Here is a 22,319-nt window from a genome sequence, read left to right on the forward strand (position 1 = left end):
GATTTAACTTTAAATTAAAACCTTAAGTAAGAACTTATAGAGGAAAGGAATTATGGCTAATATCCCTGCCGAACTGCGTTATGCCAGTACTCACGAGTGGGTACGTTCAGAAGGCGATGGCGTATACACCGTTGGCATTAGTGAGCACGCGCAAGAGCTACTTGGCGACATGGTGTTTATTGACTTACCAGACGTAGGCGACGATATAGACGCAGGCGATGACTGCGCAGTAGCGGAGTCGGTTAAAGCTGCCTCAGACATCTACGCGCCACTAAGCGGTGAAGTAGTAGAGATTAATGAAGAACTAGAAGATTCACCCGAGCAAGTAAACAGCGATGCTTACGGCGATGGTTGGATGTTTAAAGTTAAAGTGAGCGACGAAAGCGAGCTAGAGAACTTACTCTCGGCCGAAGATTACGCCGCCACTATCGAAGAAGATGAATAAGCTTTGATCAAAAATGCGCTCCGCTAGTCGGGGCGCTTTTTTTATCCGTAACACAATAATAAACCCGACTAAACGCAACGCATTTTGTTTCAGTAATACAGGAATAGTTTAATGAACCCGTCTTTGCCGTTAACCGAACTAGAGCAAAACCAAGACTTTATTCGCCGCCATATTGGCCCCGATCAAGCCGAAGTTAACACCATGCTTAAACAGCTTGGCTTAAGCTCTGTAGAGCAACTTATTGAGCAAACGGTGCCTCAGCAAATTCGTTTAAACCAAGACCTAAGTATTGGCGATAGCCTCACAGAGCAACAAGCGCTTGCTGCATTACGTAAGCTAGCTAAGCAAAACAAGGTTTACCGTAGCTACATTGGTATGGGCTACCACAATACCCATGTACCGCACGTTATTTTACGTAATGTATTTGAAAACCCTGGTTGGTACACCGCCTATACGCCTTACCAACCAGAGATTGCCCAAGGCCGCTTAGAAGCGCTGCTTAACTTCCAACAGTTAACCCTAGATTTAACTGGCTTAGAGCTAGCTAGTGCTTCGTTATTGGATGAAGCTACCGCCGCAGCCGAGGCCATGGCACTAGCCAAGCGTGTGTCTAAAAATAAAAAATGTAACCTGTACTTTATTGCCGACGATGTGCACCCACAAACCATCGACGTAGTAAAAGAGCGTGCCGATTTCTTTGGCTTCGACGTTGAAGTAGGCCCAGCCGAAAGCGTGGTTGAGCACAATGTGTTTGGCGCGCTGCTACAATACCCCGGCACTACCGGCCGAGTGCGCGACTTAAGCGAGCTAATCGAACAAGTGCATAGCAACAAAGGCATTGTGGCTGTAGCGGCCGATATTATGGCCTTGGTAATGCTTAAATCGCCAGGTGCCATGGGTGCCGACGTAGTACTAGGCTGCGCTCAACGCTTTGGTGTACCTATGGGTTACGGCGGACCACATGCAGCATTTTTTGCAACCCGAGACGCTTACAAACGCTCCTTACCGGGTCGTATTATTGGTGTATCTAAAGACAGGCGCGGTAAGCCTGCTTTGCGTATGGCCTTGCAAACCCGCGAGCAACATATTCGCCGCGAAAAAGCTAATTCAAACATTTGTACTGCCCAAGTATTGCTAGCCAACATGGCCTCGTTTTATGCGGTATTTCATGGCCCAGACGGCCTGCGCACTATTGCCCAGCGTATTCACCGCTTAACCGCTATTCTTGCTCACGGCCTAGAGGCCAAAGGCCTAAGCCCAGAGCACGCCCAATACTTTGATACCCTAAGCATTAAAGTAAGCGATAAAGAGGCGATTAAAGCACGCAGCGAAGCATTAGGTATTAACTTGCGTATGGATTTAGACGGCAGCGTAGCGCTTAGCCTAGATGAAACCACCACAGCAAGCGACGTAAATGACTTATTCACGGTATTGCTGGGCGAAGATCACGGCTTAGACGCCGCGCGTTTAGATGATATTGTGAAAGGCGAAACCTGCATACCAGAAACGCTTTTACGCGATACGCCAATTTTGGAGCACGAAGTATTTAACCGCTACCGCAGCGAAACCGATGTACTGCGTTATATTCGCAAGTTAGAAGGTAAAGACTTAGCGCTAAACCACTCGATGATCTCGCTAGGTTCTTGCACCATGAAGCTAAACGCCACCGCCGAGATGATCCCAGTAACTTGGCCAGAGTTTTCCAGCATGCACCCCTTCTGCCCAAGTGACCAAGCGCAGGGTTACCACGCCATGATTAGCCAGCTAGAAGACTGGCTAGTAAATATTACCGGTTACGATTCAATTTGTATGCAGCCAAATTCTGGCGCGCAGGGTGAATATGCGGGCTTATTGGCGATTCAAAAATACCACGCTAGCCGCGGCGACCATCACCGCAACATTTGTTTAATTCCTAGCTCGGCGCACGGTACCAACCCAGCTTCTGCACAAATGGCTAACTTAAAAGTAGTGGTAGTGGCCTGTGATAAAGAGGGCAACGTAGACATGGACGACATGCGTAGCAAAGCGGAAGAGCTAGCCGAGCAGTTGTCATGTGTGATGATCACCTACCCAAGTACTCACGGTGTATACGAAGAAACCATTAAAGAGATTTGCGACATTGTTCATGACAACGGCGGCCAAGTGTATATGGACGGCGCCAACATGAACGCCCAAGTAGGCATTACTTCACCGGGCTTTATTGGCTCCGACGTAAGCCACTTAAACCTACACAAAACCTTTGCTATTCCACACGGTGGCGGTGGCCCAGGTATGGGGCCAATTGGTGTTAAAGCCCACTTGGCACCGTTTGTGGCAGGCCACAGCGTAGTAAGCAATGGTAAAGCTAGCCACGCCAATGCCGCGGTATCGGCTGCGCCTTATGGCAGTGCCTCTATTTTGCCAATTAGTTGGATGTACGTAGCTATGTTGGGTAACCAAGGGCTGCGCCAATCATCAGAAATAGCCATTCTAAACGCCAACTACCTAGCCAGTCGTTTAAGCCAAGGCTTCCCTATTTTATATAGCGGACAAAACGGCCGAGTCGCCCACGAATGTATTATTGATATGCGCCCACTTAAAGAAGCGACCGGTATTACCGAAATGGACGTAGCCAAGCGCTTAAACGACTACGGCTTCCACGCGCCAACCATGAGCTTCCCAGTAGCGGGCACCCTAATGGTAGAGCCTACTGAGTCGGAATCACTAGCCGAAATCGACCGCTTCATTGATGCGATGCTATCGATACGTGCCGAGATCGCCAAAGTAGAAACCGGCGAGTGGACGCTACAAGACAATCCGCTAGTATTTGCCCCGCACACCCTAGACGACCTAACCGACGCCCAGTGGACCCATAACTACAGCCGCGAGCTAGCCGTGTTCCCATGTGACGCAGTTAAGCAAAACAAATTCTGGCCTACAGTAAACCGCATTGATGATGTGTATGGGGACAGGAATTTATTCTGTGCGTGCCTTCCGATGGAAGCGTATCAAGAGTAAAAATCAAAAGATTTTCAGTGTGTTATGATTAAAGCGAAGCAGCGATGCTTCGCTTTTTTTGTTTTATCTGCCACAGGGTTAGACATAGGTGACTAGATTGAAATTTTTTGCTTTATATCTTTTGTCGCTATTTGCTACATCAGTATTTGCCGGTTTTGATACTGAATTTATTGATACTCGAATTGGCCGGTTATTTATGCCTGCGAATGAGAAAAACTATTCATGTGATTATGTCGATAGTTTAAGTCCTAAGGTTGATAGCCAAAGTCTCTGGTTTGTCGATGGTTATTATTACAGATTTAACTGGTACGACTCTGATAAGGCGGACTGGTCTGAAGTTTGGCCTTTTTTAAAGAATCCTCAACAAAAAATTGAAGGGGAGAATGCGAAGGAATTGGAAATCTGGCGGGAACTATTTTTTAGTTTTGGTTCCCCAAAACTTGCGGATAGCAGTTCTTCTCATTTGTTCTTTACTTTTGAAGGCTCGAAAAGTCATTTTGAATCAAAGTCACTACAGTACATAAATGGAAGTTATTTAGAAATAAATAAACATAAGCGAAACGTGTACAGCAAAGAGGAATGTGAATCGATTAGTATTGGTTCTATTGTTGAGCGAATAATAGACCAGCAATATGATAACTAATTGGCTAAAACAAAAGCTAGTTTACATTGGGGCAAGCTGTCAACTGACCTTATTTAAAGCTATAACGCTTAGCTTAGTATTGCTTTCTGGCGCGGCTTGTACCCAAGACAATAAATCTTTGCAAGTAAGGGATGAAGTTGTTGGTGTTGTCGGCGGTGAAACCGTAACCTATATGAGATATAACACCGAAGAACAACCTTGCATCACTTTGTGGCTAGAGAATGCAGATGTTTCTAAAACGCTATGTAAGTACACCGATCAACAAGGTAATACCGTAGATGTAAGAACAGATGTTGCGGCTGTAGACTACCTTTCTCCAACATTTACCGCTGATGGTTTAGAAGTGATTTTAGATTTAATCTCTTATTACTTGGATTGCCGTATTTCACTTACCGAATCGACGATTGGTGAGCCTGTTTGCACATTCAAAGATATGGATTAAGAGGATAGGCGAAGCAGCGATGCTTCGCTTCTTTGTGTGTGCGTATAGTGAGGGTAACTAGTTGAGCTTAAAGTTACTCTGGCCGTTTTTATTCGTTCATCTTCACAGGATATAACCAAAATCGTTACATAATTAACCTACTTTAAGATTTCTCAGCCCTCGATTATCACATAAGTATATGATAATATTGAAAATACTACTTTATAATCTAAGGAAAGATTATGTTTTATATGAAAGGACTCATATTTAGTCTTCTTCTACTTTCACTACAAGCTTATAGTTACCCGTTTACCAACACTGATATCAATGTTGATTTAGATGCAGACATTAACCCTTTTATCTGGGAAGACCCATATTGGGATTATCCCAACTTTTATGGTAATTCTGCACTAAATTGGCAAAGTGGGAAGTGGGATTTTTCTCGTTTACACTTTTGGGATAATAGTGAGTTCAATTTCATTGGTGGCGCAACTAATGCCAACGTAGCAAGTTATAGAGACTCGATAATAAACGTTGATGGGGGGAATATTGAATTTGCAGCTTTTACTCGAGACACATCCAGTCTTAACATAAACTCAGGTAATGTTAGACATGCCCATGCTTTTGGCAACTCTTCTATCACATACAGGGGGGGGCACATTGATGTAGGTATTACTTTATCTGATGCATCTATTTTAAATGTGATAGGGAGTAATCTAGATTACAATCTAATTGGTCGGGATGATCATTTTGGACGAGACATATATTCATTAACTGGGGTGCTCGAAAATGGAGAGGCATTTGAGACACAATTAAAGCTTACCGATGGGTTTTCCGGAGAGATAAAGTTACTACAACCAGTTAGTGTGCAAGAACCGAAAAGTGTTTTATTATTAATACTTGCTTTCATGGGTTTTTGGTTGTTTAGATTTTCAAATCTTAAGCTAATAAATAATGAAGAATTACCAAATTAAATGATTTAATATCCCTAATAAGAAATAAAGATCTAGAAAAACCCTCAATTGAGCCATTTTCTAATTACGAAGCTAGATTATTTATAGGTGATATCTCCTTTAGCATTGTAAATAAAGGTGGGGCAGAGTCTGAGGGAACCCCACAAATTTATTCATGCCTTTCCAGCCTCGTTTTCAACGAGGCTAGTTATTAGTATTCTAAGCATATCAATAGCTTGCTGCCAGTGTTCTTTCTTCAACGTTAGCTTTCTATCTCAGTAAGCACTTAAGCCAATCATTTGGTTGGAGAGAATGTTTCAATGCTTAATCGAGTTAGCCTGATAACGGTAGTGTTTATCTGCGGCTAGAGAATGCAGATGTTTCTAAAACGCTATGTAATTACACCGACCAACAAGGTAATACCGTAGACGTAACAACAGACGTTGCGGCCGTAGATTACCTTTCTCCAGTATTTACAGCAGATGGTTTAGAAGTGACCTTGGATTTAATCTCTTATTATTTGGATTGTCGTATACCCATTAGTGAAACCACGATTGGTGAGCCTGTTTGCACATTCAAAGATATGGATTAAGAGGATAGGCGAAGCAGCGATGCTTCGCTTTTTTTCTTTGTGGTAATAGAGTTTGAGCAGTTGAATTTATAGTTACTCTGACCCCTTTTATACCTTGGTTGTTATTTTCTTATTTATGGAGGCCCTAAATTTTTTATTTTGAATCCACTATTATGACATTCCCGTTGTCCGCATTATCGTTTTTCATACTTTCATCAAGTTTAATTCTGGTGCGGCCAGCAGCAAAAATATTCGGCCATATATCAAGGCAATAATCTCTAGCAGGTATCTCTATAGATCCTGACACTATGAAAACACGAGTTCTATCTGTAGAAACGGAATCAATCACCAAATCACAGTCCCTCTCGAATAGATAAGGTAGTGTACTTATTGAAGCTGAATTGAAAGTGAGGTTCCTGCTGAGAACCCTCTTCGTATTGAAATGATATTTGTTTCCCCTCGCATCAAAGAGTCGCTGCATACTTTCTTTATTTGAGTAAGAAATGGCTTCGATTTCAACGAGATCACTTCGAACATAACCTATAGTAAGTACACCGAGGCTCAACCACTCTACACTTTTTAAATAATCTACACTAAGATCACTTTCGCCATACTCTTTTTGAGGTAAAAGTAGTACAGTAACTCCTTCGCTTTCAAGTGCTTTTCTATTGACAAGTTCAAAAGCCTTTTTCTCTAAACTTTCACCAGAGTATCCATTAGCACTTAAAGTCACCATTAAAACTAACAAAATTTTTCTGATAACTAAGAATCTCATTTTTCACCCCAAATTCTTATAGTCGTTGGCATAATTAGTGTACTGGTCAACTAAATTTGGCCACCCCGTTATAAGTTTTAAAGAACTGCACCTTTAAAGCCTTGGTCTCTTAACTTTAAAAATCACTTATCACATTAAACGCTCTATATTCGTCGTAGGCGTATTGATCGGTCATGCCGCTGATGTAGTCGATAATCAGCCTTGTGCGATAGTAAAACTCGCGACATTGTTCGTTGCCAAACGCATCATTTACTGGTGCTTCGCCCGTAGCCTTTTGATAGGCCGCCAAATGCTTAGCTGGCAGCTTTTTGAATAGGCGCTTTATGTAAGCAGAGATTTTTGCTTTGGGCTTGGTGTTATCGACTAAGTATTCAAATTGGCCTTGGCTTAGCGCTAGTAGTGGTTGGTAGCAGGCCATTAAGCCAGAGATAATTTGGTAGCCTTGTAGTTCGCGGGCTTCTACCTCTGGGTGGCAAAAGCAACGCTCTAGCGCGACGCTTTTAAAGGTTTCTACAATCAGGTGGTTTACGCTGCCATCTTCGATAAGCGCGCGGTTTAAGTTGCCTTGATAAACCGCTTCTAAGTTTTCTACAAACTGATTTTTGGCATGTTCGGGCAAGCGTTGGTTTACTGCTACGCGTAGGTAAACAAAAAACATCGAGTCTCTTTCTTCATCACTTAGCTGTTGTTTTTTGCTTTGGTGAGCAAATTCGAGAATGGTTTCCATTTCTTTTGGTTTGCAGCAGCCGTGTTCACTGCTTAGCTTGGCAAAGGTGGCTAATAGCGCGTGCTTTAGTTCTTTAATGCTCAGCACGCCTTTTTCTATTGCGTCTTCTAAGTCGGCGATGCCGTAAGACACATCATCGGCCGCTTCCATAATGTAAGAGAAGGGCGAGCGACAGTATTGGTCTATGTCTAGGCTGTTGCGAAGTTCCTCAACATAACTTTGCTCGCTAAGGTAATAGCCCACTTTCTTTTTTAAGTAACTAAACGGTGCGCTTTTATCTGGCTTGGCTTCTGTTCCGCAGCGAGTGTATTTGAGTATGCCAGAGGCTTGCGAGTAGGTGAGGTTGAGCTTTAATAATGAGTGAATAAGCCGAATGCCTTGGGCGTTGCCCTCAAAGCTGACTAAGTCTCGGTGGATGGCTTCTGGCAGAGTTTGTTTCGGTTTTTCGTTCTGGTCTTCATCTAGCTCTGTTGCTTGCGAGCTTTGGTAAAGGCTATTGAGGTTTTCACTTAGCCAATCAATTAAGGCTTCTTCACCAAAGTGACCAAAGGGCGGGTTGCCAATGTCGTGCATTAAACAGGACATTTCAACAATGCTTTCTAACTGGCGCTCTAAGCCTTTAAGTTGGTGGCTGTTTTGTTCATCTACTAAGGCTTCGCAAATGAGCTGCGAAATATAACGCCCCACCTGCTGTACTTCTAAAGAGTGAGTAAGGCGACTGCGCACTGCGGCGTTGCGCTCTAAGGGGAAAACTTGGGTCTTTTGCTGCAAGCGCCTAACTGCAGCGCTGTTAATTATTCGGCCTCGGTCGCTTTCAAACTTCTTTAGGTCGGCATTAAGATCTGGCTTAGCTGGGTAGGGCCGAGTACCGAGAATTTTGCTAGCGAAATTTACTGTCATACTCTAAGCCGCTCTCTATCAATTAGAGTATTTATACTGCTGTATTATCTATAGAAAATCAATTGGTGAGGTTTTTGAAAATAGTAGTTTGGATCATTACTGAGAAGTGGCTGGCGTTGATAATAGTGGGAGTGATGTTTTTATATTTACTTGCGATAAAGGCGACGGTTTTAGCGTGGTATTTACGGCCTTGGCGGTTACACTAAGCCGCTTAGCTGGTGAGTATTTACTCCCAGTATTACAGTGCTTTTATTAAAGCACCTTGTTTTATAAGGCTTGTTTATGTCGTTTAGTGCGTTAGGTTTGTGTGATGTTTTGCTAAAAGCCGTTGCAGAGCAGGGTTATGCCACTCCATCATCAATACAGCTTGAAGCGATTCCAGCTGTGTTAAGCCAGCGTGATGTTATGGCGGCAGCACAAACTGGCACCGGTAAAACGGCCGCTTTTACCTTGCCAATGGTGCAGCTGTTAGCGGGTGGGAACAAGCCGCAGGCCTTAGCGGTGCGGGCATTAGTGATTGCCCCAACTCGAGAGCTGGCTGCACAAGTTGCCGAAAGTGTTAAAAACTACAGCAACAAGATGAACATTAGCACTGCTGCGGTATTTGGTGGGGTGAGGATTGAGCCGCAAATCGCTCAGCTGCGAGATGGAGTAGACGTGCTGGTGGCAACACCGGGTAGATTGCTTGATCTTTATAAACAACAGGCTGTTAAGTTTGAGCAGCTTGAGATTTTAGTGTTTGATGAAGCAGACCGGATGTTAGATTTAGGCTTTATCGACGATATTCGCAGTATTCAAAGCTTACTGCCTAAACAGCGCCAAACTTTACTGTTCTCTGCCACCTTTTCTCAACCGATTAAGGCGCTAGCCAGGGGCATGCTTAATAACCCCAAGCTTATTGAAGTAACCGCAGTAAATAGCACCGTTGATACGGTTAAACAGCGTATTCACCCAGTGGATAAAGCACGTAAAAGCGCCTTGTTAATCTACCTGCTTAAAAAGCATAAATGGACGCAAGTGCTGGTGTTTAGTCGCACTAAACGCGGTGCCGATGCTTTGGTCTCTCAGTTAGCGAATGTGGGGATTACGGCTGCTTCTATTCATGCAAACCGTACCCAACATGCGCGAACCAATGCTCTAGAGGGCTTTAAAGGTGGCAGCATAAAAGTGCTGGTGGCTACCGATATTGCTTCGCGAGGCATTGATGTTAGCCAACTGCCATGTGTGATTAATGTTGATTTACCTTATGTTGCAGAGGACTACGTGCATCGTATTGGCCGCACCGGGCGTGCTGGAGCCTCTGGCTTGGCGATTTCATTGTTTAGTGAAGATGAGTCTAAACAGCTAAAGGCAATAGAACGACTGATTGGCCGCCAGTTTACATTGGATGTTATCCCGCGCTTTGCTCCTACTCAAAAACAGCCAGAACCGCCTTGTGATGACGACGATGTGTATGGCAATTTTGAGCCAGACCCTGTCGCGGATTACAAAGGTAAATCTAAAGGGCGAGGAAGCCGCAGTGGGAAAAGCTCTAGCAGAAGTGCTAAAAGTAACAAGCGGACAAGGTAGCCTTATCTACTAACGGTAAATGCGATTATTTGATTTACTGAATCTGAAATTACTTTATTGATTGTTGTGTTACTAGTGGTAATATCGCTATGTACTCGTAGCATTGTTATTGGGCTCTAATTATCTTCTGATGATTGAGTTTTATATTGTATGAAGGGAAACACTGTACACATGGAAGAGATAAAGGATTTCATCGTTGATGTTGGAGATGACAACTTAGTTGTTTCTTTATCTGATACCAGCGAAAAGATTAGCTTAAGAGGTGTTGTTGTGGAACATGGTTTTAGCGTTCCAGCAATTGGTACTCTTTGGTTGACTAGCGATGATTCGCCTTATGAGGAAACGCTACACATAAGTTTAGTTGATAAAGACTTAAAGCTCATTGAGCAAGTTGAGTTGTATAAACCATACACCCCCGGTGTTCTAAAGGATGTTGTAGCTAATGATAACTCTATTCAATTTGAGTTTTGGCAAGGCGTTTTTCACCAAGTAACCATAGAAAATCAAAAGAAATTGCGTTTTTCTCGTTTCTTTCCTCAAGCTGGCTGTCATTACTCAAATAAATTTGAGGCTAGCTACTTAACTATTTCGAAGTAAGGCATTAAGAATGGATGCTTATTTAAACGATAAAGATATCGAGAGCTGTATCCAGCAAATGGAGGTTGCAGCGATTAACTTTGGTAGCCGCTTTATTAATGATTCAAAAGTGCGTGCTCTATACATGGCTCAAACTAAGTCCATGGCAACAGAGTTGAAGGCTGCATACAAATCAGGGCATATTACACCAAAGCAAGCAGCGTTATCAGCAAACCAGATGCGCAATGAGATTATGGATTTTGCTCGAAGTAAAACAAGCGATATCGGCCGAGCAAAGGTAGTAAAGCTTAAGGCTAGGGGGCTAGATCTTGAAACGCTGTTAAATAAATATTCGAATAAGCATTTTGGAAAAGCTTTTAGTGATTTAACTGAGCCTGAAGCTGCAACTATCTACAAGAATATCGTGTCTAGTGCAGGAAGAGCCAACCCTAAAGTTAGTGTGAGAGCGAGCAACTTAGGCAGAGCGGGGCGCGCTCTTTGGGTGCTATCTGCTTGTATAGCTGTATATAACATTAGTAATGCCAGCAATAAGCTCAAAGCTACTGGCAGGGAGGCGGCTAACGTTGGTGGTGGTTTCGCTGGCGGTGCTGCAGGTGGAGCTGTAGCAGGCATATGGTGTGGACCTATTGGAGTGGCAATTGGAGTTGTCGTTGGTGGTGTATTGGGTTCAGTTCTTTCTGATCAAGTGTATGTTGAGTTAGCTGGACCTGACGGAGATTTTGCTAAAGCATTTATCCCAAGGTTCACGAATGCTTTCTCTACTAAAGAAAGTCAAATGGCTTCAGCCTTAGTGAAAGAGTGTTCTTACGAACTCGATAAAGTGTTCAGTGTTTTTGTTGAGTTAAATGACAAGTATTCAACTGATGCTGACGATGTTGCAATGTACTACACCAAATTGGTAAAAAGTGGTGACTTCCCGCTGGTAAAGCAAGCCTTATCTCTTCATCAATCTTTAAAAAGCTACTTAATTCAATCAATGGAAAGTGGTTGGACGTCTGCCGATGAAAAAGACTGTATAAGATATTTGCATCAAATATAGCTCCAATGAATAAAGGCGTAGGTTTGCTTAATTTAAATAGCTAATTGTCGCCTTCTTCTTAACACCTTCCCTCAACTCATATCTCAGAAACGATTCTGAATAATCTTTAACTTACCTTCGAAATACTGTAGTTTATTTTTAATTGGACGTTCAATTAATAAAAATTTGAGTGACACTTATGCCAAAGGTAGGGATGCCTGAAATACGTAAACCGCAGCTGGTAGAGGCTACTATGGCGGTAATAAACGAAGTAGGTTTGTCGGGCGCAAGCGTGACTTTAATTAGTAAAAAAGCCGGTGTGTCTTCGGGCATTATTCATCATTATTTTGGTGGTAAACACGGCCTATTAGAAGAAACTATGCGTACTGTGTTACGTAAGTTATCTGCCGCTTCCATTGCGCATTTGCAAGCCGTTGAGCCCAACGATGTAATGGCTAGGGTTAAAGCGATTGTTGCTGCCAATTTTGATGGCTACCAAGTAGAAGGCAAGGTAGTTAAAACCTGGTTAGCATTTTGGGCGCAGGCGATGCACGACCAAGATTTACATCGCTTGCAACGTGTGAATGAGCGCCGCTTATTGTCGCACCTTCGTTTTGAACTCAAACACATTTTACCTGCCGAACAAGCCGCTTTTGTTGCCCAAGGTATAGCAGCACTTATCGACGGTATTTGGCTGCGCGGGGCACTTAATCCCGAGGGTATTTCTGCTGATTATGCGCAAAAGCTGGTAGCAGATTACCTAGAAAAACAACTCGCTCCCTATTTAGGCTAAGTTTTAACTAAGCAACAACAGCTAACTACTAAGGCATTTTGATGACAATGAAGTCTCTTTTTATCCATGGGGAAGCCCTTGAAGGCTCTTCGGCGGATACGTTTATCACAACTAACCCGGCCACCGGCGAGGCGCTAGCTGAAATTACTCAGGCCTCTGCCGAGGATGTAGACCGCGCTGTGGCCTCTGCACAGAAGGGCTTTAAAGTGTGGTCAGCTATGAGTGGCGCTGAGCGAGGTCGCATTATGATGCGAGCTGTTGCCATATTACGTGAACGTAATGACGAGCTGGCAGAGTTAGAAGTGAAAGACACCGGTAAGCCGATTCAAGAAGCGATAGCGGTAGACATTGTTACTGGTGCCGATGTGATTGAGTATTACGCGGGTTTGGCAGCGGCTATTCAAGGCCAGCAACAAGACCTAGGCCACGGTCAGTTTTTTTATACGCGTCGCGAACCCTTAGGTGTATGTGCCGGAATAGGCGCATGGAACTACCCCATTCAAATTGCCATGTGGAAATCTGCCCCTGCCATAGCGGCAGGCAACGCCATGGTGTTTAAACCTTCGGAAGAAACCCCTTTGTCTGTACTCAAATTGGCAGAGATCTTTAGCGAGGCTGGCGTGCCTGAAGGTGTCTTTAACGTGGTGCAAGGTGATTATCGAGTTGGGCAAATGCTGTCGCGCCACCCTGATATCGCCAAGGTTTCGTTTACTGGTGAATCAGGCACCGGCAAGAAGGTAATGGCCGATGCTGCTGGCACGCTCAAAGACATCACTATGGAGCTGGGCGGTAAGTCACCTCTCATTGTATTTGACGATGCCAAGCTAAATAACGCGGTGTCGGCAGCCATGCTAGCTAATTTTTATACCCAAGGAGAGGTGTGTACTCACGGTACACGGGTGTTTGTGCATGATGCCATTTACGATGAGTTTGTAGAGAAAATTACCCATCGAACACGCAAGCTAAAGGTGGGTGACCCAAGTGATACGGAGACACAAATTGGCGCGCTTATCTCGCGCGAGCATTTAGAGAAGGTGCTGGGTTTTATTGAAGCAGCAAAAGCCTCTGGCGCACGTTTACTATGTGGTGGCCAGCGTGAAACGGCCAATGGCTTAGATAAAGGTTACTTCGTGCAACCCACCATTTTTGCAGATTGTAGCGACGATATGCCGCAAGTTAAGCATGAAATTTTTGGCCCGGTAATGTCGATTCTCCGTTTTAATGATGAAGATGAAGTGATTAAACGTGCTAACGCTACCGAGTATGGTTTGGCGGCGGGTTTGTTCACCCAAAACTTATCGCGTGCTCATCGGGTTATTGCACAAATAGAAGCCGGTATTTGCTGGGTAAATACCTGGGGCGGCTCGCCAGCAGAAATGCCCGTAGGCGGTTATAAACAGTCGGGCATCGGCCGAGAGAATGGCATAGAAACGCTTAATCACTACACTCAAAATAAGAGTGTAATGATTGAGTTAGGTGACTTAGAAAGCCCTTACGAATAAGCCATTCAGCACTAACCACTGCTAAGGCTGGGTTGGCCAAACAGGGAATAAGATGAACACCAATTACGATTATATTATTGTTGGCGCAGGCTCTGCAGGTTGTGTATTAGCCGACCGCTTAAGTGCTTGTGGTAAACATACGGTTTTATTGCTTGAGGCGGGCGGCAGCGACAAAAGTATATTTATTCAAATGCCTACTGCTTTGTCTTACCCCATGAATAGCAAAAAGTATGCATGGCAGTTTGAAAGCCAGCCAGAGCCGGGTATTGATAATCGCCGTTTGCATTGCCCAAGAGGGCGAGTGCTCGGTGGCAGTTCTTCGATTAATGGCATGGTGTATGTGCGTGGTCATGCTTGCGACTTTGATGAATGGGCAGAGCAGGGCGCACAGGGGTGGAGTTATCAAGAATGCTTGCCCTATTTTCGCCGAGCTGAGTCATGGATTGATGGCGCCGATGATTACCGAGGGGGCGATGGCCCACTGGCTACCTGCGCTGGTAATAATATGAACTTAAACCCGCTTTATCAGGCCTTTATTGATGCTGGTCAGCAAGCGGGTTACCCAACAACCAGTGATTACAACGGTTACCAGCAAGAGGGATTTGGCCCCATGCATATGACCGTAGACAAAGGCGTGCGCGCTTCAACATCAAACGCTTACTTACGCCGAGCCCTTAAGCGCAGCAACCTCACCTTGCTAAAAGGTGTGCTTACCCGCAAGGTACTAATTAAAGACCAACATGCCATTGGGGTAGAAATTGAGCGAACTGGCCAAGTAGAAAAGCTGTTTACCAACAAAGAAGTGCTGCTGGCTGCAGGCTCTATAGGTTCGCCGCAGTTATTGCAGTTATCGGGCATTGGGCCGAAAGCCGTTTTAAAAGATGCAGGTGTTGAGCTGGTTCAAGATTTGCCAGGTGTGGGGGAAAACCTGCAAGATCACTTAGAAGTGTATTTTCAATATGCCTGTCGCCAGCCGATAACCCTTAACAGTAAGTTAGGGCTAATTAGCAAAGGCTTGATTGGCGCGCGTTGGTTATTACGAAAAGATGGTTTAGGCGCAACTAATCATTTTGAATCTTGCGCGTTTATTCGCTCGCGGGCTGGACTGAAATGGCCGAATATTCAATATCACTTTTTACCCGCAGCGATGCGTTACGACGGCCAAGCTGCTTTTAGTGGGCATGGTTTTCAGGTTCATGTTGGGCCTAATAAACCCCAAAGCCGAGGGCGAGTGTGGATTAGCTCGGCCGATCCTCATGCCAAACCTAATATTCAGTTTAACTACATTAGCACCGAGCAAGACAAGCAAGACTGGCGTGACTGTATTCGTTTAAGTCGAGAGATTTTGGCGCAGCCAGCCATGGATGGTTATCGCGGCGAAGAGATTCAACCCGGCGCTAATATTAACAGCGATGAAGCGATAGATGCGTGGGTAAGGCAAAATGTAGAAAGTGCTTATCACCCTTCGTGCAGTTGTAAAATGGGCGGTGATGATGACCCAATGGCCGTGGTAAATAGCCAGTGCCAAGTAAAAGGCATTACTGGCTTACGGGTGATTGATTCCTCGGTATTTCCTACTATTCCTAATGGTAATCTTAACGCCCCTACCATTATGGTGGCGGAGAAAATAGCGGACTCTGTTTTAGGAAAACCACCGCTTGCTCCTTCAACGGCAAGCACTTGGATAGCCCCTGATTGGCAAACTAAACAGCGAAGTACTTAGCTCTGCATAGCGCTAACTAAAGCTTAGCTTTGTGCCAACTGTGGCCGACTATCTCGCTTAGTTGGCCTCAGCTAATCATTTCATTATTTGCAGTTATTTACCGACTAAATTATGTCGTACATCTCATTTTTGTAAACGTTTACACTTGTTCTCTTGATTTATTTTTTATAGAGGAACACATTAACATCAGAAATGTTGCACTGCCAATTGGTTGGTTTTTAAACCCCAAATGTAGCTGTTATAGAGTTTCCACTGTTATTAACGCACTGCTTAGCAGTTGTGGTGTTTTAGCAGCGGCTTCTTCATTACTTGCTCCACTATGCCTTAAAAGCTAAATACAGTGTTTTCTTGTTTTTGTGTGTAAACGTTTCCATTTCCGTGTTCATGGCTATAAAAGTCAACGAGGTGGGTTTTGCTACGCATGCTTTGTTGCACAGTGTAAGCACAATAAGAAACGCGGATTAAACAACAAGGCACTAGCAAAGGCATTAAAGAAGTTAGTAACTAGCAGTAAATAACGGAGGTTTTTTTACATGGCCGATTTAGTGATTAATGACAGAGAATCGTGGGTAAATGACTCGATTGATGGAACCTTATATACCCAACAACACAATAACCTTAGCCGCTTAGATTTTGGCAATGACATTAAAGTTATTGCCCGATCAGATTGGCGTAAAGACAAAGTGGCAATTATATGTGGCGGTGGCTCGGGCCACGAACCTGCTCATGCCGGTTTTGTTGGCAAGGGCATGTTAACCGCAGCGGTGTGTGGTGATTTGTTTGCCGCCCCAAGTGTAGACGCAGTGCTTAACGCAATATTGCATGTTACCGGCGACGCTGGCTGCTTGGTGATTATTAAGAATTATACTGGCGATCGACTTAACTTTGGGCTTGCTTGCGAGAAAGCCAAAGAAATGGGCCGCAAGGTAGAGATGGTAATTGTAAGCGATGATATCTCCATTCCGGATAACCCTAAACCTCGTGGTATTGCTGGCACTTTATTTGTGCATAAAGTTGCCGGTTATGTCGCCGAGCAAGGCGAAGATCTAGCCGCCGTAACCAAAGCCGCACAAGACACCATTGATGCAACGGCAAGCATTGGCATTGCCTTACAGAGTTGTACCTTACCAAGTGATAACAGTGAAGAGCGCATTGCCAAAGGTAAAGCTGAGTTAGGTTTGGGGATTCATGGTGAAGCAGGCATAGAAACTATCGACCTAAGCCAGTGTAAAGAGTTGGTGCGCATAATGGCGGATAAGCTATTAACCGCTTGCCCTAGCAACAGCCATGCTGTGCTGATTAACAACTTAGGCGGCCTATCACCTATTGAGATGAACGTAGTAGCAAAAGATGTTGTTGAGTCTGCGCTGGGTGAAAATGCCGAATATTTTATTGGCCCGGCACCGTTGATGACCGCCATCGATATGAAAGGCTTCTCGATCTCAATGTTAAAGCTAGACGAGCTTAAACGTGCCGCCTTGTTTGCTGATAGCCAAACAAGTGCATGGCCTGGCGTTAGCACTAAGCAGCCTTTAGCGTTCACTCCCTGTGAGTCACAGTCTTCGACCGTTAAATTTGCGGCTTCGCAAAATGATGAAGTGGCCAGCGCTTTACGCACTGCGTGTAACACCATTATCGATAACGAAAGTGCACTAAACCACCTCGATGCCATCGTGGGCGATGGAGATACCGGTTCAACCTTTGCCTCTGGCGCACGTAAGGTGCTTGCCGAATTAGACGCTAATCAATTGCCTTTAAACGAGCCTGCACTGCTGATGACCTTGATTGGCCAACAGTTAACTACGGTAATGGGCGGCTCATCGGGTGTATTGCTGTCTATCTTCTTTACCGCTGCTGGTCGAGAGTTAGCTGGCAGTGATGATTTAGTCGCTGCCCTGCAAGCTGGCTTAGCCAGAATGATGCATTACGGCGGCGCTGCAGTAGGCGATAGAACCATGATCGATGCTTTATTCCCGGCTTTTGAAGCCTGGAAGAAAGACGGTTTTGCTGCGGGAGTACTGGCGGCTAAAGCAGGGGCAGAGAGCACGCTAACGATGACTAAAGCAAACGCTGGGCGCTCGTCTTATTTAAACAGCGACACCTTAAATGGGGTAAAAGACCCTGGTGCATTCGCTGTTGAAAAAGTATTTGAATCATTATCGAAGTAGGGAGATGAACATGGACAAGATTATTATTTCACCTAGCAAATACATTCAGGGCGAAGGAGCATTAGCTAATATTGGTGAGTATGTTGCTACTTATGGTATGCAGCCATTGGTGATTGCCGATGATTTTGTAATGGGCTTAACCAAAGGCACTGTTGAAGCGAGTTTTAAAGAACAGCTTGTTGAATTTGATACTTTTAATGGCGAATGCTCGCGAGAAGAAATTAACCGCTTAATCGACAAAACTGATTCGGTAAAAGCGGACGTGATTATTGGTATTGGTGGCGGTAAAACGCTAGATACCGCTAAGGCTGTTGCTTATTATTGCAAGTTGCCAGTGGTGATTGTGCCAACCATTGCTTCTACCGACGCACCGACCAGTGCTTTAGCGGTTATTTACACCCCAGAAGGTGAGTTTAGCGAGTACTTACTATTCCCTTCTAATCCCAATATGGTGATTATGGACACCGCTATTATTGCCGCAGCACCAGTGCGCTTAATTGTTGCCGGCATGGGCGATGCCTTGTCTACCTGGTTTGAAGCGCGCGCCAATATGACCTCGGGTAAAACAACCATGGCAGGCGGCGCGCCAACCCGCGCTGCACAAGCTTTGGCTAAGTTGTGTTTTGAAACTTTAATGGCCGATGGCCTGAAAGCCAAAGTGGCCGTAGAGAACAAGGTAAGCACTAAAGCCGTCGAAAACATTATTGAAGCCAATACCTATTTAAGTGGCATTGGCTTTGAAAGCTCAGGTTTAGCTGCAGCGCACGCTATTCATAATGGTTTAACCAAGCTTGAAGAGTGTCACCATTTACTACATGGTGAAAAGGTTGCTTTTGGTACGCTCACTCAATTGGTGTTGGAGAATGCACCTTTAGAGGAAATTAATCAGGTGATTGCGTTCTGTAAATCAATTGGTTTGCCTACTAACCTGCACGATATGGGAGTTAAAGAGATTGATCGCGATAAGTTGCTTAATGTAGCCGAAGTATCGTGCGCAGAGGGCGAAACCATTCACAACATGCCGTTCCCTGTTACCGCTCAATCGGTACTGTCGGCAATATTAACTGCCCATCAATTGGGTAGTTAACTCCAACTATTTAAGCACAACTTTAGTTGTTTTTACCGAGCCACTAGGCTCGGTTTTTTTGTTTTAACGTTGACAAAAAAACAAACATATGCAAAATATTACATATGTAAATTAATGCATATGAACGATGAACCCTCAATTATTTTATAAATGCCTCGCTGATGATGTTCGCCTAAAAGCCTTGATGATTATTGCCGAGGCTGGTGAGGCTTGTGTCTGTGATTTGATGCAAGCTTTGCAGCTCGACCAACCAAAGACTTCTCGCCATTTAGCGCAGTTACGCAAATGCCAAGTATTGCTCGATCAGCGGCGCGGTAAGTGGGTGTATTACCAATTACACCCTGAATTACCAAGCTGGGCCGAACGGGTGTTGCGCGAGACTCAAGCCAATAACAAAGACTACTACCAAGCAGAGTTAGCGCGCTTTGAAGCGAATAAACAACAGCTTTGCTAGTGGATTGATCACAGAACTCACCCTCACAGCTAGCTGGGGAAGAAGGTAACAAAATGGGATTATTTGAACGATATTTAACAGTATGGGTAGGTTTAGCCATTGTTGTTGGCATTGCTGCGGGCAGCCTAGTGCCCGAGGTATTTGCGGTAGTGGCTGGCCTTGAGTTTGCACATGTTAATTTGGTGATTGCCTTACTTATTTGGCTAATGATTTACCCGATGATGGTGCAAATTGATTTCTCATCGATTAAAGATGTGGGTAAAAAACCAAAAGGTTTGCTGCTTACCATTGTGATTAATTGGCTGATTAAACCCTTTAGCATGGCGTTGCTAGGCTGGTTGTTTTTTAAAGGTATATTTGCCGATTGGGTAGACCCAAGCACCGCGACTGAATATATCGCTGGCATGATCTTGCTTGGCGTAGCACCGTGTACCGCGATGGTATTTGTATGGAGCCAGCTGACCAAAGGCGACGCTAATTATACCTTAGTGCAGGTTTCGATTAACGACGTAATTATGATCTTTGCCTTTGCGCCAATAGCCGGCTTTTTGCTTGGGGTGAGTGATATCACAGTACCTTGGAATACCTTGCTATTGTCGGTGGTATTGTACGTTGTCGTACCACTAATAGCAGGGGCTATTACCCGTAAAAAGCTAGATAAAAGCAATGACCACTCACGGCTAAATCAGTTTTTGGCCACTATGAAGCCTTGGTCGATTATTGGTTTGCTGGCCACTGTAGTGTTGTTGTTTGGCTTTCAATCGGAAACAATATTAGCCAAGCCTGAAGCCATTGTTCTTATCGCTATTCCTTTGCTTATTCAAACCTATGGCATTTTTGCGCTGGCTTATTGGTTAGCCAAGCGCATGCGTTTGCCACATAACATTGCTGCCCCAGCTTGCATGATTGGCACCTCTAACTTTTTCGAGCTAGCAGTAGCGGTTGCCATATCGCTATTTGGTTTGCACTCTGGTGCTGCGCTAGCCACCGTAGTTGGTGTATTGGTTGAAGTGCCAGTAATGCTCTCTTTGGTATGGTTTGCCAATCGCACTCGCCATTGGTTTAGTTAATCTAAAATAGTTACTCTCTCTGCGCTAAGCCGCGGGGAGGGTGACAATATCGTTGTTCTGCACATCTTCAAGCGCAAAATCTATCAGCGCCCTTACCTTACGAGGCAGCACATTGCCTTCTAGGTAAACGGCATACAGAGGATGCATTGGCAGTTGATAGTCTTCCAGCAGCCGCACCAGTTTTCCTTCACTCAACTGTTTATGTAAAACGAAGTTGGGACATAGCGCCACACCGCAGCCCTCTGCTGCCCAATCCCGAGCAATATTGGCACTATTCACCATCAAGTTTCTAGTGGGGTGAAAGGTATATTCTTGGCCGTTTTGCTGAGAGACCCAACGATTGGCATTGCGCCTATTGGTGTCGATGATGCAAGTGTGAGTATCTAAGTCACCGGGGCTAAGCGGAGTGCCTTTAAGCTTTAAGTAGCCGGGTGATGCCACCAAGTGGCTGGTAAATTCAAATAGCTTACGTGCTTTTAAAGTAGAAACGTCGGGAGTGCCAACGCGAAAAGCGAGGTCGAAACCATCGCTTGCCAGATCTACATGCTGATCGCTTAAACGCAAGTCGATGCTTAGCTCAGGATGGATAGCGGCGAAACGGCTCACTAAACCTTGTATGTAGATTTCGCCAAGAGTCACTGGTGCAGCGATGCGCAACGTACCGTGTAAGCTTGTGGCTTCCTCATTAATGTTCGCCAGCAAATCATCAAATTCGTTCAACAGGGCGGGGGCCCGATTAAGTAGCTGCTGACCCGAAGGTGTAAGCCCCACTTTTCTTGTAGTGCGTTGCAACAGGCGAGCGCCAAGCTTGGTTTCTAATTCCGCTACGTATTTTGAGGTGAGTCGGTTGGATACACCTAAGCGTTTTGCTGCTTCGGTAAATGAACCGGTTTGCGCTGTAGCAACAAATGCCTTTAAGCCGTCAATCAAGTCCATGCTAATTACCCATTAAGAACAAATTGGAGATAGTCATTCTATATCTTCTCCATTGTGAGGTGAATCTCTTAGGCTGATAATTGCTGCATTACCGTTTAATGCTTCGCTCAGGCCAAACGGCACTGGGCCGAAGGGAGAAAGAGGCGAGATGGCGACTCAGCAAGGCTTAAATATTCTTGGCGCGAATGCTACAACGCCGCCCATGCCGGTGGTGTTTATTGGCCATGGCAATCCTATGAATGCCCTAGAGGAAAATCGCTTTACCCAAAGTTGGTCGCAGCTTGGTCAAACTTTAATTAGGCCGCAGGCAATATTGATGGTTTCCGCTCACTGGATGACACCCGGTGTAAGCCTAGTAGATAGTTCCGCCAAGCCTCAAACCATTCACGATTTTTACGGCTTTCCAGAGGCTTTATTTGCCGAGCGCTATCCAGCCAGTGGTAACCCCTTGTTGGCGCAGCAGCTTACTGAACTGTTAAGTGATCATCAACTTCAAACCGATAGCAGTTGGGGGCTTGATCATGGCGCTTGGTCGGTATTGAAATGGATGTATCCAGCAGCGGATGTTCCGGTATTTCAGCTCTCTATCGATGTATCACAAAACTTGAGTTGGCATTTCGCCCTAGGCCGCAGCTTGTCAGTGCTGCGTCGCGAAGGCGTGATGATTATTGGCTCGGGCAATGTTGTACATAATCTAGCGGCGCTAAAGCACAGCTCCCAACCTTATGACTGGGCAGAAGAGTTTGATGCCTTTTTTGCTAAACGCTTAGCGCAACGAAATTTTTCTGACTTAGTCAACCCAGCAGTCATGGGCGGTTTAATGCGCATGGCTAACCCAAGTTTAGAGCACTATATACCGGCTATTGTGGTTGCCGGCGCAGCTAACAATAACGATTACCTAAGCATGGTAAGCGAAGGTTTTGATCTTGGCGCATTATCCATGCGCTCATTTGTTTTTCATCAAGTTTAA

The 22,319-nt window shown here is 44.8% G+C and carries 19 protein-coding genes; 16 read left to right on the forward strand and 3 right to left on the reverse strand.

Going from position 1 to position 22,319, the window contains the following annotated elements:
• Positions 1–52 precede the first annotated feature (52 nt).
• From gcvH to K5620_RS04145, 5 genes are all read left to right on the forward strand, one after another.
• A complete protein-coding gene (gcvH, locus tag K5620_RS04125; protein ID WP_016403167.1) occupies positions 53–445 on the forward strand; it encodes a glycine cleavage system protein GcvH in 393 nt (130 codons plus the stop codon).
• Between the two features lie 111 nt (positions 446–556).
• Positions 557–3,442, forward strand: a complete 2,886-nt coding sequence (gcvP, locus tag K5620_RS04130; RefSeq protein ID WP_016403166.1) for an aminomethyl-transferring glycine dehydrogenase — start codon at positions 557–559, stop codon at positions 3,440–3,442.
• A gap of 97 nt (positions 3,443–3,539) precedes the next feature.
• Positions 3,540–4,085 (forward strand): hypothetical protein, encoded by a 546-nt coding sequence (locus tag K5620_RS04135; RefSeq protein WP_040307506.1) that lies wholly within the window; start codon positions 3,540–3,542, stop codon positions 4,083–4,085.
• Complete coding sequence (locus tag K5620_RS04140) at positions 4,075–4,527, forward strand: hypothetical protein (protein WP_016403165.1); 453 nt, start codon at positions 4,075–4,077, stop codon at positions 4,525–4,527. The genes K5620_RS04135 and K5620_RS04140 overlap by 11 nt, the downstream gene beginning before the upstream one ends.
• A gap of 221 nt (positions 4,528–4,748) precedes the next feature.
• A complete protein-coding gene (locus tag K5620_RS04145) occupies positions 4,749–5,480 on the forward strand; it encodes a hypothetical protein (RefSeq protein ID WP_016403164.1) in 732 nt (243 codons plus the stop codon).
• A 704-nt stretch (positions 5,481–6,184) separates the two neighbouring features.
• On the opposite strand, the gene K5620_RS04150 is transcribed toward K5620_RS04145, so the two are convergent.
• Positions 6,185–6,805 carry a hypothetical protein gene (locus K5620_RS04150; protein WP_016403163.1) on the reverse strand — a complete coding sequence of 207 codons (621 nt, stop codon included), beginning with the start codon at positions 6,803–6,805 and terminating at the stop codon, positions 6,185–6,187.
• 115 nt (positions 6,806–6,920) lie between these two features.
• The gene (dgt, locus tag K5620_RS04155; RefSeq protein ID WP_016400508.1) at positions 6,921–8,432 is read right to left on the reverse strand and encodes a dGTPase; all 1,512 of its coding nucleotides are present in this window, start codon (positions 8,430–8,432) and stop codon (positions 6,921–6,923) included.
• Positions 8,433–8,714: 282 nt separating this feature from the next.
• On the opposite strand from dgt, the gene K5620_RS04160 reads away from it, so the two are divergent.
• The 10 genes from K5620_RS04160 (at position 8,715) to arsB (ending at position 20,413) form a co-directional block, all read left to right on the forward strand.
• Complete coding sequence (locus K5620_RS04160; RefSeq protein ID WP_016400506.1) at positions 8,715–10,001, forward strand: DEAD/DEAH box helicase; 1,287 nt, start codon at positions 8,715–8,717, stop codon at positions 9,999–10,001.
• Positions 10,002–10,172: 171 nt separating this feature from the next.
• A complete protein-coding gene (locus K5620_RS04165; RefSeq protein ID WP_016400505.1) occupies positions 10,173–10,598 on the forward strand; it encodes a hypothetical protein in 426 nt (141 codons plus the stop codon).
• 10 nt (positions 10,599–10,608) lie between these two features.
• On the forward strand, positions 10,609–11,637 hold the full coding sequence (locus K5620_RS04170; protein WP_016400504.1) for a hypothetical protein: 1,029 nt from the start codon (positions 10,609–10,611) through the stop codon (positions 11,635–11,637).
• 178 nt (positions 11,638–11,815) lie between these two features.
• The gene (betI, locus tag K5620_RS04175; protein WP_040306845.1) at positions 11,816–12,409 is read left to right on the forward strand and encodes a transcriptional regulator BetI; all 594 of its coding nucleotides are present in this window, start codon (positions 11,816–11,818) and stop codon (positions 12,407–12,409) included.
• A gap of 47 nt (positions 12,410–12,456) precedes the next feature.
• Complete coding sequence (gene betB / locus K5620_RS04180) at positions 12,457–13,911, forward strand: betaine-aldehyde dehydrogenase (RefSeq protein WP_016400502.1); 1,455 nt, start codon at positions 12,457–12,459, stop codon at positions 13,909–13,911.
• A 52-nt stretch (positions 13,912–13,963) separates the two neighbouring features.
• The gene (betA, locus tag K5620_RS04185) at positions 13,964–15,634 is read left to right on the forward strand and encodes a choline dehydrogenase (protein WP_016400501.1); all 1,671 of its coding nucleotides are present in this window, start codon (positions 13,964–13,966) and stop codon (positions 15,632–15,634) included.
• 533 nt (positions 15,635–16,167) lie between these two features.
• Complete coding sequence (locus tag K5620_RS04190; RefSeq protein WP_016400499.1) at positions 16,168–17,802, forward strand: dihydroxyacetone kinase subunit DhaK; 1,635 nt, start codon at positions 16,168–16,170, stop codon at positions 17,800–17,802.
• Between the two features lie 10 nt (positions 17,803–17,812).
• Positions 17,813–18,889: a glycerol dehydrogenase gene (locus tag K5620_RS04195; RefSeq protein ID WP_016400498.1), complete on the forward strand. Its 1,077-nt coding sequence runs from the start codon at positions 17,813–17,815 to the stop codon at positions 18,887–18,889.
• 127 nt (positions 18,890–19,016) lie between these two features.
• Positions 19,017–19,343: a metalloregulator ArsR/SmtB family transcription factor gene (locus tag K5620_RS04200; RefSeq protein ID WP_016400497.1), complete on the forward strand. Its 327-nt coding sequence runs from the start codon at positions 19,017–19,019 to the stop codon at positions 19,341–19,343.
• Positions 19,344–19,396: 53 nt separating this feature from the next.
• On the forward strand, positions 19,397–20,413 hold the full coding sequence (arsB, locus tag K5620_RS04205; RefSeq protein ID WP_016400496.1) for an ACR3 family arsenite efflux transporter: 1,017 nt from the start codon (positions 19,397–19,399) through the stop codon (positions 20,411–20,413).
• A 24-nt stretch (positions 20,414–20,437) separates the two neighbouring features.
• Here the strand turns inward: arsB and K5620_RS04210 are convergent, their stop codons facing one another.
• Positions 20,438–21,349 carry a LysR family transcriptional regulator gene (locus K5620_RS04210; RefSeq protein ID WP_016400495.1) on the reverse strand — a complete coding sequence of 304 codons (912 nt, stop codon included), beginning with the start codon at positions 21,347–21,349 and terminating at the stop codon, positions 20,438–20,440.
• A gap of 148 nt (positions 21,350–21,497) precedes the next feature.
• Here K5620_RS04210 and ygiD point away from each other — a divergent pair, with 148 nt between their 5' ends.
• On the forward strand, positions 21,498–22,319 hold the full coding sequence (gene ygiD, locus K5620_RS04215; RefSeq protein WP_016400494.1) for a 4,5-DOPA-extradiol-dioxygenase: 822 nt from the start codon (positions 21,498–21,500) through the stop codon (positions 22,317–22,319).

This window comes from Agarivorans albus (genome assembly GCF_019670105.1).
Lineage (GTDB): Bacteria > Pseudomonadota > Gammaproteobacteria > Enterobacterales > Celerinatantimonadaceae > Agarivorans > Agarivorans albus.

What these genes read in the sequence shown, in the direction of transcription:
- K5620_RS04165 (WP_016400505.1), top strand. Translation starts at nt 10,173, where the DNA reads ATGGAAGAGATAAAGGATTTCATCGTTGATGTTGGAGATGACAACTTA.
- K5620_RS04200 (WP_016400497.1), top strand. Translation starts at nt 19,017, where the DNA reads ATGAACCCTCAATTATTTTATAAATGCCTCGCTGATGATGTTCGCCTA.
- K5620_RS04160 (WP_016400506.1), top strand. Translation starts at nt 8,715, where the DNA reads ATGTCGTTTAGTGCGTTAGGTTTGTGTGATGTTTTGCTAAAAGCCGTT.
- K5620_RS04195 (WP_016400498.1), top strand. Translation starts at nt 17,813, where the DNA reads ATGGACAAGATTATTATTTCACCTAGCAAATACATTCAGGGCGAAGGA.
- gcvP (WP_016403166.1), top strand. Translation starts at nt 557, where the DNA reads ATGAACCCGTCTTTGCCGTTAACCGAACTAGAGCAAAACCAAGACTTT.
- K5620_RS04150 (WP_016403163.1), bottom strand. Translation starts at nt 6,805, where the DNA reads ATGAGATTCTTAGTTATCAGAAAAATTTTGTTAGTTTTAATGGTGACT.
- K5620_RS04210 (WP_016400495.1), bottom strand. Translation starts at nt 21,349, where the DNA reads ATGGACTTGATTGACGGCTTAAAGGCATTTGTTGCTACAGCGCAAACC.
- K5620_RS04145 (WP_016403164.1), top strand. Translation starts at nt 4,749, where the DNA reads ATGTTTTATATGAAAGGACTCATATTTAGTCTTCTTCTACTTTCACTA.
- betA (WP_016400501.1), top strand. Translation starts at nt 13,964, where the DNA reads ATGAACACCAATTACGATTATATTATTGTTGGCGCAGGCTCTGCAGGT.
- K5620_RS04140 (WP_016403165.1), top strand. Translation starts at nt 4,075, where the DNA reads ATGATAACTAATTGGCTAAAACAAAAGCTAGTTTACATTGGGGCAAGC.
- K5620_RS04170 (WP_016400504.1), top strand. Translation starts at nt 10,609, where the DNA reads ATGGATGCTTATTTAAACGATAAAGATATCGAGAGCTGTATCCAGCAA.
- betB (WP_016400502.1), top strand. Translation starts at nt 12,457, where the DNA reads ATGAAGTCTCTTTTTATCCATGGGGAAGCCCTTGAAGGCTCTTCGGCG.
- gcvH (WP_016403167.1), top strand. Translation starts at nt 53, where the DNA reads ATGGCTAATATCCCTGCCGAACTGCGTTATGCCAGTACTCACGAGTGG.
- dgt (WP_016400508.1), bottom strand. Translation starts at nt 8,432, where the DNA reads ATGACAGTAAATTTCGCTAGCAAAATTCTCGGTACTCGGCCCTACCCA.
- betI (WP_040306845.1), top strand. Translation starts at nt 11,816, where the DNA reads ATGCCAAAGGTAGGGATGCCTGAAATACGTAAACCGCAGCTGGTAGAG.
- arsB (WP_016400496.1), top strand. Translation starts at nt 19,397, where the DNA reads ATGGGATTATTTGAACGATATTTAACAGTATGGGTAGGTTTAGCCATT.
- K5620_RS04190 (WP_016400499.1), top strand. Translation starts at nt 16,168, where the DNA reads ATGGCCGATTTAGTGATTAATGACAGAGAATCGTGGGTAAATGACTCG.
- ygiD (WP_016400494.1), top strand. Translation starts at nt 21,498, where the DNA reads ATGGCGACTCAGCAAGGCTTAAATATTCTTGGCGCGAATGCTACAACG.